A 15057-nucleotide genomic window follows, 5' to 3' on the forward strand; every position below is an offset into this window, starting at 1 on the left:
CCTACAACTGTCTCTAGTTGCCAACTAGCGATAGCAGGGTTTTCTTATTCATTATCGGAAATAGTTCATTTCCTTTATCCTAGTTTTTCATAAATCAATTCCTATTCATCGATTTTAAATAGTATTGAATACTTATATTTTTTTGAGAAAACTATATTTTCATACGCTTTTCCATTGACAAGAAAGTTTAATTCTCCTATATTTTTGAATTCATTTCTTTCATAGAATCTAATGGCTCTATTATTTTTTATGTAAACCGTAAGCCACATCGTATCTAATTGTAATGCTTTTATTCTTTCTTCAACAAAAGTTAGAAGTTGCTGTCCAATTTTTAATGGAATAAATTCATTTTGAATAAAGATTCTTTCTAATTGACAACTATTTTGAGAGGCAATATTTTCATTTTTTGCGTTTACCACCAATTTTGCATAACCAGCAGGTAAATCATCTACATAGATAATATAGAAAAGGTTTTTAGGATTGCTTATATCTCGTTTCATTTTAGAAACTGAAAAATTCTCGTTTAGATATTTTAATAAGTTGTTTTTATCCTCTATATAATGCCCATGAGATTCGGCCCAGGTTACTCTTCCTAAAAGTGCTAAAATCGTTATATCCGTTTCTTTAGCTTTTTCTATTCTAATCATTTTCCATCCTTTTTAATTGTCAATCGTCTTAAATGATATCCATGCAGAAATACAGCAATAGTGCATCCTACAATTATTGGAGTTGCACTAATTATTGTGCCGTATAAAATGTAGACTGCATTAGCGATTAACGAGATTAGTCTTAGTTTATACTCACCTTTAGTGGACATTGAGTATAAGTTTATAACTAAACCTCCATAACCAATACAATCAATTAAAAATGGATTCATGTTTTATCTTTTTTCTATTTGAATATTTAAAATTGGAAACTACCTATCCAAAATCAACAAAACAAATATAGAACGTAAAAATCCATTTTTACCTTACAATCAAATTAATTGAACTATATTTACATTCGATTGTATCGAATAAAACATAAAATAATTTTGATTACAAATGGATATATTAGACAGAAAAATATTAGAAATGCTGCATATCAATGCTAGAGAAAGCTTTGCTACTATTGGAAAAGAAGTTGGGTTGTCTGCTCCCGCAATAGGTAAACGTGTTAGACAAATGGAAGAAGAAGGCATAATCGAAGGTTATGCTTTAAAGGTGAATCACGAAAAATTAGGTATTGAGACTAAAGCATATATAACATTAGTAATGCACCGAGGACCTGCAGGAACATCTGATGCTATAAAACAAATAAGTACGATGGAAGAAGTACAAAGTTGTGATAGAATTACTGGTGATGATTGTTTATGCATTTTAGGTTATTTTAGAAACAATAAGCATCTTGTTTCCTTTCTTGAAAAAATCGCTGAGTATGGTGCTTCTAAAACGAGTATTATTTTAGAAGTATAATACATTTCTTATGAAGGGTAAAAGGGATGTATTCTTTTAGAAATATCATATTAACTTTAATGGACAGAAACGTTCGGTTTTATTGGGTTATGGTTTTATCATTCTTAATTTTTTAGTTTGTTGAAAGATAATTTACCATCCATTGCACTCCGAATTTATCAGTAAATGTTCCAAAGTATGCTCCCCAAAATGTACCCTCTAATGGTGATGTTATTGTTCCTCCTAATGAAAGCCCATTAAACAACTTAATAGCTTCTTCTTTACTCTCTGGACTGATTGATATATAATAATTATTTCCAAACGTTAGAGATTGTCCGTTGGATTCAAGTACATCAGTCCCCATAAGGAAATTCCCAGGTCCTATTGGTAATCCAACATGCATTACTTTTCTCTTGTCTTCTTCCGACATTAAATCATTTTCGGGCATATCTCCAAAACGTCTTATTCCACCAACGAATTCACCACCAAATACAGATTTGTAAAAATTAAATGCTTTTTCTGTGGTCCCCATAAAGCTTAAATAAGTATTGATTGTTGCCATATCCTATTTTATAAATAATTAATATTCAATGTTTTACAAATTGTCTCGTTATGTATTTAAGTTACTAATTTAGCAAATACAATCTCAATTCTTTGTTCTTGGAGCATTAATTTAACTTCTATTATTAGTTATTTAAAGATCTGTCTATTTTTATAAATCAAAAATGATAGCCTATAAAAAACCAAAAATTGTTTACGAATTTATGCGATGAAATTGTAGTCTCTCCCCACGTTGTTTCGGGAATATCATTGACGTAATATCTCTAAGCTGACGTTAAGTTTACAACTAGTGTACCACGCAACTTTAAGCATATCATTTATCAAAAATGTATCAAACAAGATTTAAGACTCTTTAGTGTGTCTTATCACGAATATTGCCACTAGTTAGAAACTAGCGGGAGTGAAGGTCGCTAATTTCTTTAATGAATTGGAATAGTGCTAAGAAAAATCCAGATTATAAACAGAAATTGTAGAGGAATTCTAAACCATAAATATGCCAGACCGCTTCCGTCAAATGTTCCTTTTTGGTAATTTATATTATTTATTGAAGCATAAATATTAGCTGGTAACATTAGTAGAAGAAAAATAATTAGTGTCCAACCAGATATATATTTCAATCGCGGAATAAGAAGGCTTATTGCAAGTAAAATTTCAAATACACCTGTTAGATGAACGAATACCCCTTTATATGGAATAAATTTAGGTATCATCATAGACATTCCTTTAGTAAATATAAAATGTCCAATTGCTGTAAACACCAACATTATCGACATTGCAATTCTTCCTGATAATGCAAAATCATATTCCTTGTTTATAATTTTGATAGCAAACAAGGAAATTACAAAACTTGATAAAAGTATAATTAAAGGTTTCATATAATAAGATTATTGAAGTACAAAAGTCAACAAGGAATTCCTAAAAAAAATTGACTTTGGTTAAGTAATAGGTTTCTTATTTATTTCACTTCTTAACCAAAGTCAATTTATAACTTTATAGATGGCTATAGATTTGTATTACTATGTAAAATACAAAACTATGAAAGCAATGACTAAAGCTTCGGGGATTGCATACCTCTTAATTTTCATTTCCGGTTTCTACGCAAACTTTGCAATTCTAGAAAATCTGGTAGATTTAGATAATAGTGAACAAACAACCTTGAATATTATAAATGATTCCATTCAATTTAGACATGGGTTGATTGCTTTTTTTATAATGCTAATTTTAGATGTGTTTTTGATCTGGTCATTATTTAAAATCACAGAACCAACTCAAAAAATAGTACCATATATAGCTTCCTTATTTAGAGGTTTACACGCTTCATTTTTTTTAGTTGCTCTAGTCCAATTAAATAAGATCTATACTATTACTTCTGGCAAAACAAACTCTTCAGAGTTACAAACTAGGGTAATTGATTTGTTCAAAAAATTCGATGAATTTTGGACTATCGGTCTTCTATTTTTTGGAATCCATTTATTATCACTTGGTTTTTTGGCTTTTAAATCTAATTACATAAATAGATTTATTAGTTTTTTATTGATTATAGCCGCTTTAGGTTATTTTATTGATGGATTATCAAAACTATTTTTAGTTAGCTATAATGAATATCAATCTTATTTTCAGGCAATTGTTGTTTTTACTGGTGTAATTGGTGAGTTGTCATTTACGATTTGGTTATTGGTTAAAGGCTTTTCACAAAAAACCTTTAATATATGATATCTTTAAATAACTATGTAAAAAAGCGAAATGGTGTTCCGCTTGGACATTCGAATTCTTTAGGTAATATGTTTAAAAGGTCTTTGGGCGCCAACTCTTTTGATTTGTTTTGGGTACACTGGAATCCAATATGGAACTACTACCTCAATAAATATATTTATAAACCATTAAAAAGAGTATGTCATTCGTATGTAGCTCTAGTCTTAACGTTTGGTTTTTCAGGATTTGCACACGATTTAGTTGGTCTTTTAATTTACACAGAATTATCTTTCCTATTTACCATTTGGTTTATAATTATGGGAGTTTTAGCAGCTGTTTTTAAAAGGAATAAGATTTATTATAAAACACAAAAGAAAGAAGTTAACTATGGTTTTAATGCAATATTAATTGTCAGCAGTTTTTTACTAGCAAAGTGCATACTAAATGGAATTTATTTTTTTAATACGTAACCAATATCAATTATGAAAACACTTATTAAAATATTAATAATCTCGATACTCATACTTTTTACAACAACTCAAACTATAGCGCAGAATGTTACTAAGACGCATAAGGACTCATTAGAAATTGGAGTCCAAAAATACTATGATGTAAACCTTAAGACATTTCAGGCTAATTCAACAATAAAAGATATTGACTTAATTTTTGAGCTTTTTACTGATGATTTCACATATGTTCATCCAAAATATGGAGGTATTTATTCTAGAGAAAACTTGTACAACGGTTATGTTCGAAATCAAAAAAATGGAGCGTATAATGGAGAAATCGTGGATATTAAAATAAAGAATAAAATTGTTGGACTCAATGTTGTCATGGTTAAAAGAAGCTATATGTTAAAAAACAATGGAAGGATTGAAGAAGGAGAACCGCAAGTGACACTTTTTGAATTTAGAAAAGGTAAAATCTCTAAAATATTTGAATATTGGTAGTAAAGTAAAAACAACTATTAGGATCTATTTTTCATAATCCTTTTTCTAATTCTACTTAATGATTCTGGTTTTACACCGATGTAACTTGCTAAATAATATAATGGAACTCTATTTAAAAGCTTTGGTTTATCATTAAGTAAACTTACATAGCGTTGTTCGGGTGAAGAAATTAAATAAGCAGCCAAAGAATCCTGTTGTTTTCCTAAATCTTCTTCTACTGAAGTTCTACACAAGGCTTCATACTTTGGCACTTTTTCTATAAGCTCCTTTTCTTTATCCTTATTTAAAACAGCTAGTTTACAATCTTCTATACATTCAAAATAGTGTTTAGCAGGAGATTGTTGATGTAGACTTGTAAATGAAGCGATTGATGTGCCTTCTTCGTAAAAATTAGTTGTTACTTCATTACCATCAATGATATAATATTTACGAACTAATCCAGATAAATTTTGATATGATTCTCTTGAGACTTGACCTTCTTTTAATAATATTGTCCCTTTCTCAAAAGTTTTGATTGGAATACAATCTTCAACTATTTTAGCTTCTTCATCAGAAATCTCTATTGCTTTTCTAATAAGTTCTACTATTTCACTAAACATTATGCTATTTTTATCTTATTTCAGTTTTATAGCCAAATTAAAAATTTGGCGGTCTTTGTTAAAAGTTCTAAAATTTTGGTCAAGAACTGAGCCCTGAATTAATTATAGCCCTTGTTACTTATTGGTTTTTTATTTTTTATTACAATAGCACAAAAGATTACCCATATAACAAACACCAACTCTACCATTCTTTGATAAAGTCCGATGTATTCAGATTTTGAGTTAGAAACTAATATATATACAAGCAACATACTAATTGCGCCAAATACAATTGATTGTAAAGAAAACGTATTATTGAGCCCTTTTTTTAATTCAAATCCAATTAAAATCATAAAAACAGGAACAAATAAATAAGTTAGTATACCCACAAAATTATGAATTAGCTGAGAAGAACTAGGATCAATTAATTCTTTATTACAACCACTGTCACAAGGAAATATTCCAACAACTACTGTAGCTAACCCATAAAATATTCCGATTCCGCGAAATCCTATTTTGAGTAGTTTAGACGGTGGAAAATATCTCACTCCAAGAAAGCAAAATAAAGCAATAAGAATACCACTTGGAATATAACCAAATATTCTAAAAAAAATTCCATATTTAGTATCAATTGCATAAGATTCACTTATATATTGACTGAATATGTTATAATTTTCAATTAGAAATCCACCTAAAATAGAAGAGACTACAAAAAGACTAACTCCTAGTATTCCTATAAAAAAAGTGATTTTATTGTTCATTCACTATTATTTTAGATCTCTTTTATGCACTTGCAGGTAAGGTCTTCGTATATGACTAGTTCCAGCCCAGGTACTTAGTACTAGCTACACGAAAAATTAATTGTTTTTATAAAACTAGTAATTTTTTAGGTAGGAAGCCTGATATTAGTTCTATGTGTTTTTATTAGCAGTTGATTCAATTACACCTGAACAATCTTGAGATCGAATCCGGATATTTTCTAAGATTAAAGTAAAACGGATAGTTTTTGACTTTAATTAGTTTATACCTATCGTAATGCAGCGAGTCCAAATTTATTTGAAATCTGCGATTAGTTTCACATTTAAAGAGGCTCAAATTGTAGTCCCAGCTGTTGTTAGTTTATAACTAGTGTGCTACGTAATTTAGATATATCATTTATAAAAAATGTATCAAATAGGGTTTAAGACTCTTGGTTATGTTTTCTCATGAGTATTGCCACTAGCTGCAGATTAGCGGTAGCGAGTGGAGCAAATGAACTATACGAATTGTTAGCAGTTGTATTATTTTCTTTTTAGGTCAGTTATCAATAATGGATTTTCTTTTTTTAACCTATCTAGAACAATCTTAGTTTCACCAGTCTTAGGGTTTTGCTTCAATTGCTCATATTCTTCCGTTGTAATTCCTACCATCTGTAAAAACTGAACATTTCCATTAGGTGTCTTAATTGTTCCCATTTCAGGGTCTTCAACGAAAGCAATTGCAGTAATATTAGTTTCCGTGTTTAATCTAATAGGTCCATTTGCAGGTATAAAATGATATTCTTCAAACCATTTTTTACTATTAAAAACATATTTTGCAAGGTTTTGCATTAAGGAAATCACCCATTTAGGATCTTCGTTATCTTCCTTAAATGGGATTAGTCTAAATGTAAACTCAAATCCCCATCCACTAAATTCCTCTTCACAATTATCCAGATCATAGTACAAGTTAGACATTCCGTAAGACACAAAATGATAATGGTTATTTTGATTTTTACTTTCATAAATACTAACTCCATCTAATGGATCTTCGCCACCAAGCATATATTTGATAACTGTTCCATAATGTTTAGGTTCTTGGTTTGGGTATAGTTTTTCTGTCAATTTATCCAAACTTAACCACCCAACAGCTTCATCTTCTTCAAATTTTCTTTTATATTCTTCTTTAGTCATTTTTTGTTATAACTACTAACGTTTTATACATGTTGTGTTTACTTCCCAAAGGGAGGATATGAACTATACAAACTGTTACACCTAGTTTTCATTTTTTTTGAATTTCAAAATAGATTCATTTTTAGGATTGTAAAGATGAAGTTCTTTACCGTCAAGTTTTACAATTTTTATGAATTCAGTTTTGTTTTCACTTTCAATGACAAGAGTCTTTTTATCTTTTTCGATTTTCCAAATACCAATAAGTTCTATATCAAGTGGTGCATTGTTTATGAACATTCCATCTTTTTTGAATTCGTAATTAACGACCTCATCTTTATTGTGTTTAAGTATTACCCCACTCTCTTTTCCATCTTTTATTCGTCCATTATAAAACCATTTTCCAAGTAAGTTTTTCGCAACTATTTTTAAGCCTTCTATTTTATCTAGTGAATTCTGTTGAATCTCAATAGCAGCCTTTTTGTCAGATTTTATTAATTGCCATGCTCTATTTTTCTGTTTGAATATGATTTGATTTTTACTAATCTTTTTAATTATAACTTCATATTTATAACCCTTTGATGAACTGAATTCGTAAGTACTTTCGCTAATTAAAGACCATGTTCCGCTTTCTGATTTCCCCATTACAATTTGAGTATAATTATTTTGGTCGAATGAAAGAGTCATGTCTTTAAAAAATTCATTAGCCATTTTAAGTCCTTGTTCATCTATTTCAATATGGTCAGGGATTTTTTCATATTTCCATTTTCCTGCTAAAAAATCCTTCTGCGCAAAAGAAAATGAAGTTATTAGTAGTAGCGTTAAAATTAATAATCCTTTTTTCATGTTGTTTATTAAGGTTAGGTGTAACGTCCATTCTATGATGCGTTTGCATCCTCGGGATGCTTATACATTATACAAATTGTTAGCAATATTTATTCAATGTATCTAAAAGTTTTATAAACTTGTCCGATCATTCCATTAGTTGCAAAATCTGAAAATTCCTTTATGTCAGATTGCTCGTTAGCAATGAATGTAATAAGTACAGCATTTACATCTGGATTTTGTTTAGGGATCGGAAGTAAACACATAACTTTATATATTCCATTATAACCTTGATCAATAAAATCAGAATAATCAACTTTACCCTCAAAAAGATAGGTCATCACTCCATTAAGATTCTTTTTTCCTACCGAAACAATTTCTAAATCAGGGAATTGTTGCTTTAAGTTTTTTGAAAGATTCTCCAATAGTTCTAAGGCCAAATTTTCGTTTTTTAGGTTTAAGGTAGAATTACCAATAGTAAACTCTTCAGTAACTATATTATCAATAATTTTTTTTACAATTATATGATTTTGTTTATCATTCGGTGTTTCCACTTCAAATATACTTGGATATTCCACAGCAAACCTAGTAACCGGTAATTCTTTGGTCTCACAAACTTTCTCATCCACAACATAAATGTTTTCAAAATATTGAGCTTTAACCTCAGGCATTATACCTAAATTGTTTTTACCTGACTTTACAGTAAATTGACAAGAACATATCAATATGATGATTAAAATGAAGTAAAGGTTTTTTTTCATAATTATTGTTAACATTTAATATATGTATCGTAACAAGGCAAAATGTTACCCTATTTTTCGATTTTTCTGCACATTGGTTACTAACTTTTACCTTATGCAAGCATTCCGTCTTACCAAAAAAACAACAACCATTCGATTCATCACTTAGCCGCTATGATCACATATATGTTGTTGTAAGTAGTTTTTAGTCATAATATTGGATCCAACTACTCTCATAATTATCATCAAAATTCTGTTTTGAGTCTATTGTAATTTTAACGTTTTCTCTTTTCCAATAATTGAACTCATCGTATTCTTTTAGTAGGTCAAAATATTTGCCCTCAATCAGCTTAAATTTAACTGAATTTTTGATTTTATTTTTTTGTTCGTCTTTATAAACGAATAGGGTCACATTTTCAAAGCAGCGAGAAATTCTCCAAATTTCAGGAAGTTCTAATTCTTCATATATATTCTCAATTCTTTTTTCAGGAATTAATAAACTTGCTTCTTGTTTAGCAAGTGGTTCAAAAGCGAAACAAAAAATAGAGATATCGTTTATTTTTGGAGATATATTCAGGCTATTTGAGGAATTTATGATTTGAATGTATTTTTCTGCAATCTCTTTCTGTTTATTAGTAGTAATATCATTGAAATAATACTCCTCACTCATTGTAAGTTTCAGTTCCTCTTTAATGGTTTCTACATGTATATCAATTTTTAATATATTATTATCTTCATTAAGATCCTCTTGAATATTAAGAACGGTAACATTATAATTCTCAGAAATCCATTTTGAAAGAAGCTTAAATTCCTCATCAATTCTACTTTTTCCTTGTTTTATAAGTTTTGTCTCTTTGTATTTTGTATCTGATGGGAAAAACATTTCAGGTAGGTTTAAATTGCTTACAACATGCAAATATAGTCACAAAAGGTAACTATATATCTTTTTTATGTTTATCGATAACTGTTTAATTCGATAGTCAATTTTTGCTTTAAATTCCAAAAACAACTTAAAAATTCCCTTAGAACGCATAAAAAAAAGCTTTCTTATATAAAGAAATCAGCTTTTATCAAACCGAGAAATAAGAATCTAATCAGGTAGTTTCTATTTTGGGCACTAGCCATAGATATCCCATACAGCATAAAAATAAGATATATAACCCTATTGGATTTATGGGCGCTAAAGGAGCCCTTGGTGCCTTGGCTGTAGGTATGGACCGATCAAAGAAACGACTGTTTTGTTGCATCCTATCATATACCAATTGCGATAACCAAGCGGTCGTATCCGTTACATAATACTCCAACACCGTAGTGCTGTCTTGTGCAATCGAGATTTGGTGCCAACCTAGCTTTTTAGGATAGGTGGTTCCCTGCCAACGATTAGGTAAGTGTATGTCTTGCTGCATCGCTATGCGATATCCATCTGCTATTATTACTTCTGGTGTAGCTACTTTGGTTCTAAGCGTAGTAATATAGGGGTGATCTTTTATCGCTAATAATTGGTTGGTATCCCAATCTACCTCAGCAATTTCTTTTTTAGCAATGGCTGTCAGTATCCCAGCCCATAGTTGTTGATACTCTTGGGTATTGCCGTCCAAAATCAGTTCGTAGGTACCCTCCAATACCGTAGTGCCTACTTTTCCTTTTCCTATATATTTATATCCAGAAATGATCTTCTTATCTGTATCGCGATGTACGGCTAGGATCTCTGTTTGATTATTAAAAACAAAGGGATAAGTTGTTATCTTGGTTTTTGGTGCAATAGGTAGCTTCGTTTCTGTACGTTTTGATGATACATAATCAAATCCTGCAAATCCTTTTCTGGATCTAAAGGAGGTTTCATCGGGCTGGATAAACACGCCTAATCCTTGTTGTCTTATTACATTCTCTAACGCTGTGGTCGCATTTCTTCCAAGATTCTTGATGGTATTAGCATCTAAGATCACCAGATCAAAGGGACTCAGGTTTTTCTCAGTAAAAACACCCATCGGTGTTCGGTCTCTATTAAAATACTCGAACTTATACTTTCCTTTGGTAATTTTACTCTTTACCAATACCTCGTGACCCATTTCGGAGAGGTAATTTTTTAGATACTTGGTCTCAAACGTAGGAAAGTCATTAACAATCAATACCTTTAACTTTTTTCGATCTTTTACGATCATTGGGATTGGATCTCTAGATAGTATGTTTCCTATAGTATCTTTCTCTGTAATCGAAAAAATGTATCGCCCACTCGCTTTTAGTTTTGTACGTAAATTAAAAGATTGTTCTGCATCTGCCGCCAAGGTAATAGAATCCAGACCATTTCCTCCAGGTCCTTCCAGCACCAATATATTTCCTTCTATTGGATCGTTATAGACTCCCTCTAGCTCAAACTGTGTTCCTACTACTTTTTCTTGATCATACCTATATCTAATTATTCCTGTGGGGATATCTCCAGACACATACTGTACCTGATTATTCGCTAGCTGCCAAAAATCAAAAGACGCTACACCATATCCCAATACAAAAACAGTATCCGAAGTTGTTGCTTTCCCAAAAATGGGCTGATTCTCTATATAATCAACCGTCTGTAATCGTTTATATATTTTTTTTAAACTGTCTAACTGTGATCGCTCATATCCTGAAGTTAGTAGTGCTACTTTGGTGTTTTTAGGCAGTATCGATCGAGCAGGTTTTAGCGCGATGATCGTTATAGATATCACGGCAAGAAGTGCAACCGTTATTCTGATCCAAAACTTTGGTTTTCCCCAGAGAGGTAATTCTTTCCAAACAAAAACTAACCATAGTACCAGCGCACCACACCCAATCTGCCACATCCAATTACTATGTAAAAAAGTAATATTCTCAATCATGAATTTCTAACTCTTTTACTAATAAATCATTTATTTCGCTCGATTGCTGTGCTGTTTTTACAGGATTTGGTGATACTGCTGGTAGTGCCATAAATAGTCCTTTTTGCAATGCAATCAATGCTTCTTCTGGGACTGTTACATCTTCAGAAATCCATTTTAGTTGTTGTAATGTTTCTAGGTATTTTCCTGGATCTTCTATCGCTTTTATGGCTAGCTCATTTCCGGCTTTGCCAAAAAGTTTTTTATCATCCTCCGTAATCCCCGTTTTTTCTGAGATGAGTGCTTCTAATCTAGTGATCGATTCACGTATTGCGGGATACAGATCTTCTTGTTCTAGTTCTTCTGTTTTTCTATACCCAGCTACCTTATCAGTTTCGCCCGTCAATCGTTTATCTTCTTTGATGGGTGGAGGATCGAAACCAATGCGATGTACATAAATACGAGCGCTATTTTTAATATCCTGGATTAGTTTTAGCGCTCTGTACTGATAAGGCAGTGATTTTTCTGGTGTGTATAATCGTAAATACAGTTCTGCATCCCACATTTCATTCAGTGCTTGGCGTAACTTGCTCTTTAGTGATTGTGTAAAGAGTGTAGACTCTTCTGGATCATCATGATTATGTAAATATTCTTCTAGAGGGTCTTCTTTTTTTTCTTTTTCCTCTACCAGATTATGTTCATTATGACTATCGTGTTTATGGGTGTATTTTGCTAATGGATCTTCTTCCTCGTGTCCTTCTTCATGACCGTGTTCTTCTTCGTGCTCGTGCTCATCATCATGTTCATCACCTTCTGTCATACCTTCTGACTCTGATTCATCTCCCATAAATTCCGCATACTTAAGGCGCAATACTTTCTGATCAAAACCTAACTCGTTACTTCTGGATTTATACTCTTGGGTAGTCATTTTAGATTTGTCCTTAAGAAGTTTTTCGGTATCTATAATCAATTGTCGTTGGCTTCTAAAATAATCTGGCATCAGGTCTACTCCCATCGTTCCTTCTACCGCAAAAGTATCGGAAATGGTATCCTTAATTACTGCAAAAAAGGTTTCGCTTCTGGAAATATTGGCTTTAGGTCTTTTACGATCCAAAGCTTCTACATAAAAATACAGCTCATCACCTGGTTCCATATTCATCTGATCTAGGTCAATCCTTTTAGAGAGGTTTAGATTTTTATTTCCTGTAGTTACGTTGCTAAAATTGAGTTTCTCTTCTCTAAATTTTACCGATTCACCAGAACCTTTGCTCACTGTAGCAATAATATAGGCATCTTCAATCCCATAATCATCTTTAATTTCTGTGATAAAGGATACTTTTTTAGATTGCTCATAATCAAAAGAAGTAAATTGTTTTATTCCTTTAATGGCCACAGTAGGACTCTTATCTTTTGTCACTTCGATAGCATACAAATCTGACACATACGAGTTGTTTTGGTGATCTGTAAACTTAAAATTATAAAATCCAGAAGTGCTAAGCACAGTGTTCCCCGTATATACTCCATCGATCTGTTCCATAGCATACCTATTGTCTGCACTTTCTATAGTCACTTCTTTAATCTCTTTATCAAATTGTATCTGCCAAGATATCCTAGATCCTTCTACCGCTTTGATATCCATTGCGGTTGTTTTGGTAGCAGGAAGCTGTGTATATCGTGGATATGTAATAAATAGCTCTTGCTTTAGAATTTTTGGCGGTGCTACTGAAATCTCAGTAGAATCCGTGGCTGTAAAAACAATGGTTTCTGGAATAGTTTTGGGCTGCTGAGATTTTTGTATTGCTCCAAATAGATCAAATTTGTATAACACAAAACCGATCAACACACATACACTTACCAATACAATTCCTCTAATCAAATGATGCGGAGGTTTGATGGTTTTTAGCTTTGTGATCAATACATCCTGGATTCTGTGTTGCTGTATTCTGGCTAAACCAGATAAATGTTCTTCTGATGCTAATAGCAGACTCGTACTATATTCGGTATCTTCTAAATGTAGATCGATATAACTGGCTATATTTTCTAAACTCTTTTTCCATGGTTTTATGATCATTGCAGCAATACTTGCTACCACAAGTAGCGCAATCACAGTCCATAAAACACTAGAAGAGACAACATATACAAGAATTGCAGGACCTACGGCATATAAGACCACTTCTAACCAAAGCATCAGTTGCCATCGCTGTCTAAATCCAACTAATATATTATATCCTGATCTCACTATTGTTTTCTATATTTTGCGATACTTCGTTCTGCTATCAATCCAATTGCTACTAATAACCATAACCATTTAGAAATATCTAACAATTCATATTGTTTTTTATCTCCTGCACTCACAGAAGTTATGGGTTCTAATTCTGATATATCAATACTTCGCATATCATAGTTACCGATATCTAATTTTTCTTCTTTATAAAAATCAAACAATTGCAAAAGTTGTTCTGACAGGTGTTTATCAATACTATTCTCTCTATTCAACGGTTCTGTAAGGTAAAAAATGGTACTCGAAGTCCCTGCTTCAATAATAGTATTAGCAAATGTATCTGGACGATATACCAATAATTTTGTTGTCGTATTAGGAGCAATCGCTGTAGATAACCAAACTACCAAATCATATTCTAAATACGCTATGTCTTCTGTTGCTGTTCGTATTTCGATATCTATAGTTCTCTTTAGATATTTTGATATTGCATTTAGCGATGCTTCAATATATTTTTTTTGAGTTTTTAGACTATCTGTATACACCAACATCACCTTCGCTGTTCGTTCCGCTGTAAGTGCTACCGTTTGCTCTTTTCCTTTAGCCGAAAAGAGTAAACTATCATTTGTTATAGTATACCCGAGTGTATTGCTATTCTTCGCTACTCTTTTTTTACTAAAAGATGCTACATTTTGATCACTTGTAATTGAGAGTATTTCTACTGTATCTTTTGTTTTAGTTACGCTGAGGACTCTTTCTACAGGTTCGTTACTATCCAATGCGATCCAAGTACTATTTTTAGAAATCGTTGGTCGAGCTCCTTTTAACCCGGTTATCTTTGCGCTTGTAAAAACAACAATACTATCGGAACGCAATGTTTCCATATCTTTTGCTAATTGCCAATAGTTAGGTGTTTCGTCATTTTTAAAATCAAACTCATCTTTATCCAACTCAGGGAAACCAGTCTGTAAGAGTCGCAGCGATGCTCCACTCTCTAGAGTATCTACAATGGTTTGTATCCTCTGATCTTGTACCAACGTAGGTTCTATGATATATGTTATTGGAGTCGAATTCGCTCTTTTCTTAATTTGAAATCCAGCAATTAGGAAAACTAACATTGCTGTTAATACCATTCTAAGAATTAGTAGTAATAATTCATTCAATTGGATGCTTCTGGATTGTTTAGAGTCTGATTCGCTTAATAATTTAGTACTACCTACTTTTATTGTTTTTCCTTCTTTTTTACTCCAAAGGTGTATGGCCAAAGGTACCAAGAGTCCTAATAATGCCCATAAATATGTAGGATATAAGAAAGACAT

The 15057-nt window shown here is 31.7% G+C and carries 17 protein-coding genes; 4 read left to right on the forward strand and 13 right to left on the reverse strand.

The genetic code is table 11. From position 1 onward, the window contains the following. Positions 1-101: 101 nt before the first annotated feature. Complete coding sequence (locus H526_RS0104895; RefSeq protein WP_027391958.1) at positions 102-647, reverse strand: GNAT family N-acetyltransferase; 546 nt, start codon at positions 645-647, stop codon at positions 102-104. Then, on the reverse strand, positions 644-877 hold the full coding sequence (locus H526_RS0104900) for a hypothetical protein (RefSeq protein ID WP_027391959.1): 234 nt from the start codon (positions 875-877) through the stop codon (positions 644-646). The genes H526_RS0104895 and H526_RS0104900 overlap by 4 nt, the downstream gene beginning before the upstream one ends. Positions 878-1043: 166 nt before the next feature. Between H526_RS0104900 and H526_RS0104905 the strand changes: the two genes are divergently transcribed. Next, positions 1044-1454 carry an Lrp/AsnC family transcriptional regulator gene (locus tag H526_RS0104905; protein WP_027391960.1) on the forward strand — a complete coding sequence of 137 codons (411 nt, stop codon included), beginning with the start codon at positions 1044-1046 and terminating at the stop codon, positions 1452-1454. A gap of 112 nt (positions 1455-1566) precedes the next feature. Here H526_RS0104905 and H526_RS0104910 read toward each other — a convergent pair whose 3' ends face one another. Beyond that, the gene (locus H526_RS0104910; RefSeq protein ID WP_027391961.1) at positions 1567-1995 is read right to left on the reverse strand and encodes a VOC family protein; all 429 of its coding nucleotides are present in this window, start codon (positions 1993-1995) and stop codon (positions 1567-1569) included. Between the two features lie 418 nt (positions 1996-2413). Beyond that, positions 2414-2869: a DoxX family protein gene (locus H526_RS0104915; protein WP_027391962.1), complete on the reverse strand. Its 456-nt coding sequence runs from the start codon at positions 2867-2869 to the stop codon at positions 2414-2416. A gap of 160 nt (positions 2870-3029) precedes the next feature. On the opposite strand from H526_RS0104915, the gene H526_RS0104920 reads away from it, so the two are divergent. The 3 genes from H526_RS0104920 to H526_RS0104930 are packed head-to-tail and all read left to right on the forward strand — an operon-like array spanning position 3030 to position 4636. Then, a complete protein-coding gene (locus tag H526_RS0104920) occupies positions 3030-3707 on the forward strand; it encodes a DUF4386 domain-containing protein (protein WP_027391963.1) in 678 nt (225 codons plus the stop codon). After that, the gene (locus H526_RS28360) at positions 3704-4156 is read left to right on the forward strand and encodes an MBOAT family O-acyltransferase (RefSeq protein ID WP_051335988.1); all 453 of its coding nucleotides are present in this window, start codon (positions 3704-3706) and stop codon (positions 4154-4156) included. The genes H526_RS0104920 and H526_RS28360 overlap by 4 nt, the downstream gene beginning before the upstream one ends. Before the next feature lie 12 nt (positions 4157-4168). Beyond that, on the forward strand, positions 4169-4636 hold the full coding sequence (locus H526_RS0104930) for a nuclear transport factor 2-like protein (RefSeq protein WP_027391964.1): 468 nt from the start codon (positions 4169-4171) through the stop codon (positions 4634-4636). Positions 4637-4653: 17 nt separating this feature from the next. Here the strand turns inward: H526_RS0104930 and H526_RS0104935 are convergent, their stop codons facing one another. The 9 genes from H526_RS0104935 to H526_RS0104980 all read right to left on the reverse strand — a co-directional run bounded on the left by H526_RS0104935 (position 4654) and on the right by H526_RS0104980 (position 15057). Beyond that, a complete protein-coding gene (locus H526_RS0104935) occupies positions 4654-5235 on the reverse strand; it encodes a Crp/Fnr family transcriptional regulator (RefSeq protein ID WP_027391965.1) in 582 nt (193 codons plus the stop codon). 98 nt (positions 5236-5333) lie between these two features. Then, positions 5334-5975, reverse strand: coding sequence for a DUF998 domain-containing protein (locus H526_RS0104940; RefSeq protein WP_027391966.1), 642 nt, complete (start codon positions 5973-5975; stop codon positions 5334-5336). Between the two features lie 519 nt (positions 5976-6494). Beyond that, complete coding sequence (locus H526_RS0104950; protein WP_027391967.1) at positions 6495-7145, reverse strand: suppressor of fused domain protein; 651 nt, start codon at positions 7143-7145, stop codon at positions 6495-6497. Positions 7146-7226: 81 nt separating this feature from the next. Further along, a complete protein-coding gene (locus tag H526_RS0104955) occupies positions 7227-7967 on the reverse strand; it encodes a hypothetical protein (RefSeq protein ID WP_027391968.1) in 741 nt (246 codons plus the stop codon). 89 nt (positions 7968-8056) lie between these two features. Then, the gene (locus tag H526_RS0104960) at positions 8057-8707 is read right to left on the reverse strand and encodes a hypothetical protein (protein WP_155839625.1); all 651 of its coding nucleotides are present in this window, start codon (positions 8705-8707) and stop codon (positions 8057-8059) included. A gap of 184 nt (positions 8708-8891) precedes the next feature. Then, positions 8892-9569 (reverse strand): hypothetical protein, encoded by a 678-nt coding sequence (locus H526_RS0104965; protein WP_027391970.1) that lies wholly within the window; start codon positions 9567-9569, stop codon positions 8892-8894. A gap of 211 nt (positions 9570-9780) precedes the next feature. After that, positions 9781-11541: a hypothetical protein gene (locus H526_RS0104970; protein ID WP_027391971.1), complete on the reverse strand. Its 1761-nt coding sequence runs from the start codon at positions 11539-11541 to the stop codon at positions 9781-9783. After that, on the reverse strand, positions 11534-13759 hold the full coding sequence (locus H526_RS0104975; RefSeq protein ID WP_342667681.1) for a tryptophan-rich sensory protein: 2226 nt from the start codon (positions 13757-13759) through the stop codon (positions 11534-11536). The genes H526_RS0104970 and H526_RS0104975 overlap by 8 nt, the downstream gene beginning before the upstream one ends. Then, complete coding sequence (locus H526_RS0104980) at positions 13759-15057, reverse strand: BatA domain-containing protein (RefSeq protein WP_027391973.1); 1299 nt, start codon at positions 15055-15057, stop codon at positions 13759-13761. Before H526_RS0104980 ends, H526_RS0104975 begins: the two co-directional genes overlap by 1 nt.

The organism is Aquimarina latercula DSM 2041, from assembly GCF_000430645.1.
GTDB lineage: Bacteria > Bacteroidota > Bacteroidia > Flavobacteriales > Flavobacteriaceae > Aquimarina > Aquimarina latercula.

Bases quoted from the DNA above. Each gene is read 5' to 3' on its own strand.
- H526_RS0104895 (WP_027391958.1), bottom strand. From the start codon at position 647: ATGATTAGAATAGAAAAAGCTAAAGAAACGGATATAACGATTTTAGCA.
- H526_RS0104900 (WP_027391959.1), bottom strand. From the start codon at position 877: ATGAATCCATTTTTAATTGATTGTATTGGTTATGGAGGTTTAGTTATA.
- H526_RS0104905 (WP_027391960.1), top strand. From the start codon at position 1,044: ATGGATATATTAGACAGAAAAATATTAGAAATGCTGCATATCAATGCT.
- H526_RS0104910 (WP_027391961.1), bottom strand. From the start codon at position 1,995: ATGGCAACAATCAATACTTATTTAAGCTTTATGGGGACCACAGAAAAA.
- H526_RS0104915 (WP_027391962.1), bottom strand. From the start codon at position 2,869: ATGAAACCTTTAATTATACTTTTATCAAGTTTTGTAATTTCCTTGTTT.
- H526_RS0104920 (WP_027391963.1), top strand. From the start codon at position 3,030: ATGAAAGCAATGACTAAAGCTTCGGGGATTGCATACCTCTTAATTTTC.
- H526_RS28360 (WP_051335988.1), top strand. From the start codon at position 3,704: ATGATATCTTTAAATAACTATGTAAAAAAGCGAAATGGTGTTCCGCTT.
- H526_RS0104930 (WP_027391964.1), top strand. From the start codon at position 4,169: ATGAAAACACTTATTAAAATATTAATAATCTCGATACTCATACTTTTT.
- H526_RS0104935 (WP_027391965.1), bottom strand. From the start codon at position 5,235: ATGTTTAGTGAAATAGTAGAACTTATTAGAAAAGCAATAGAGATTTCT.
- H526_RS0104940 (WP_027391966.1), bottom strand. From the start codon at position 5,975: ATGAACAATAAAATCACTTTTTTTATAGGAATACTAGGAGTTAGTCTT.
- H526_RS0104950 (WP_027391967.1), bottom strand. From the start codon at position 7,145: ATGACTAAAGAAGAATATAAAAGAAAATTTGAAGAAGATGAAGCTGTT.
- H526_RS0104955 (WP_027391968.1), bottom strand. From the start codon at position 7,967: ATGAAAAAAGGATTATTAATTTTAACGCTACTACTAATAACTTCATTT.
- H526_RS0104960 (WP_155839625.1), bottom strand. From the start codon at position 8,707: ATGAAAAAAAACCTTTACTTCATTTTAATCATCATATTGATATGTTCT.
- H526_RS0104965 (WP_027391970.1), bottom strand. From the start codon at position 9,569: ATGTTTTTCCCATCAGATACAAAATACAAAGAGACAAAACTTATAAAA.
- H526_RS0104970 (WP_027391971.1), bottom strand. From the start codon at position 11,541: ATGATTGAGAATATTACTTTTTTACATAGTAATTGGATGTGGCAGATT.
- H526_RS0104980 (WP_027391973.1), bottom strand. From the start codon at position 15,057: ATGTCTTTCTTATATCCTACATATTTATGGGCATTATTAGGACTCTTG.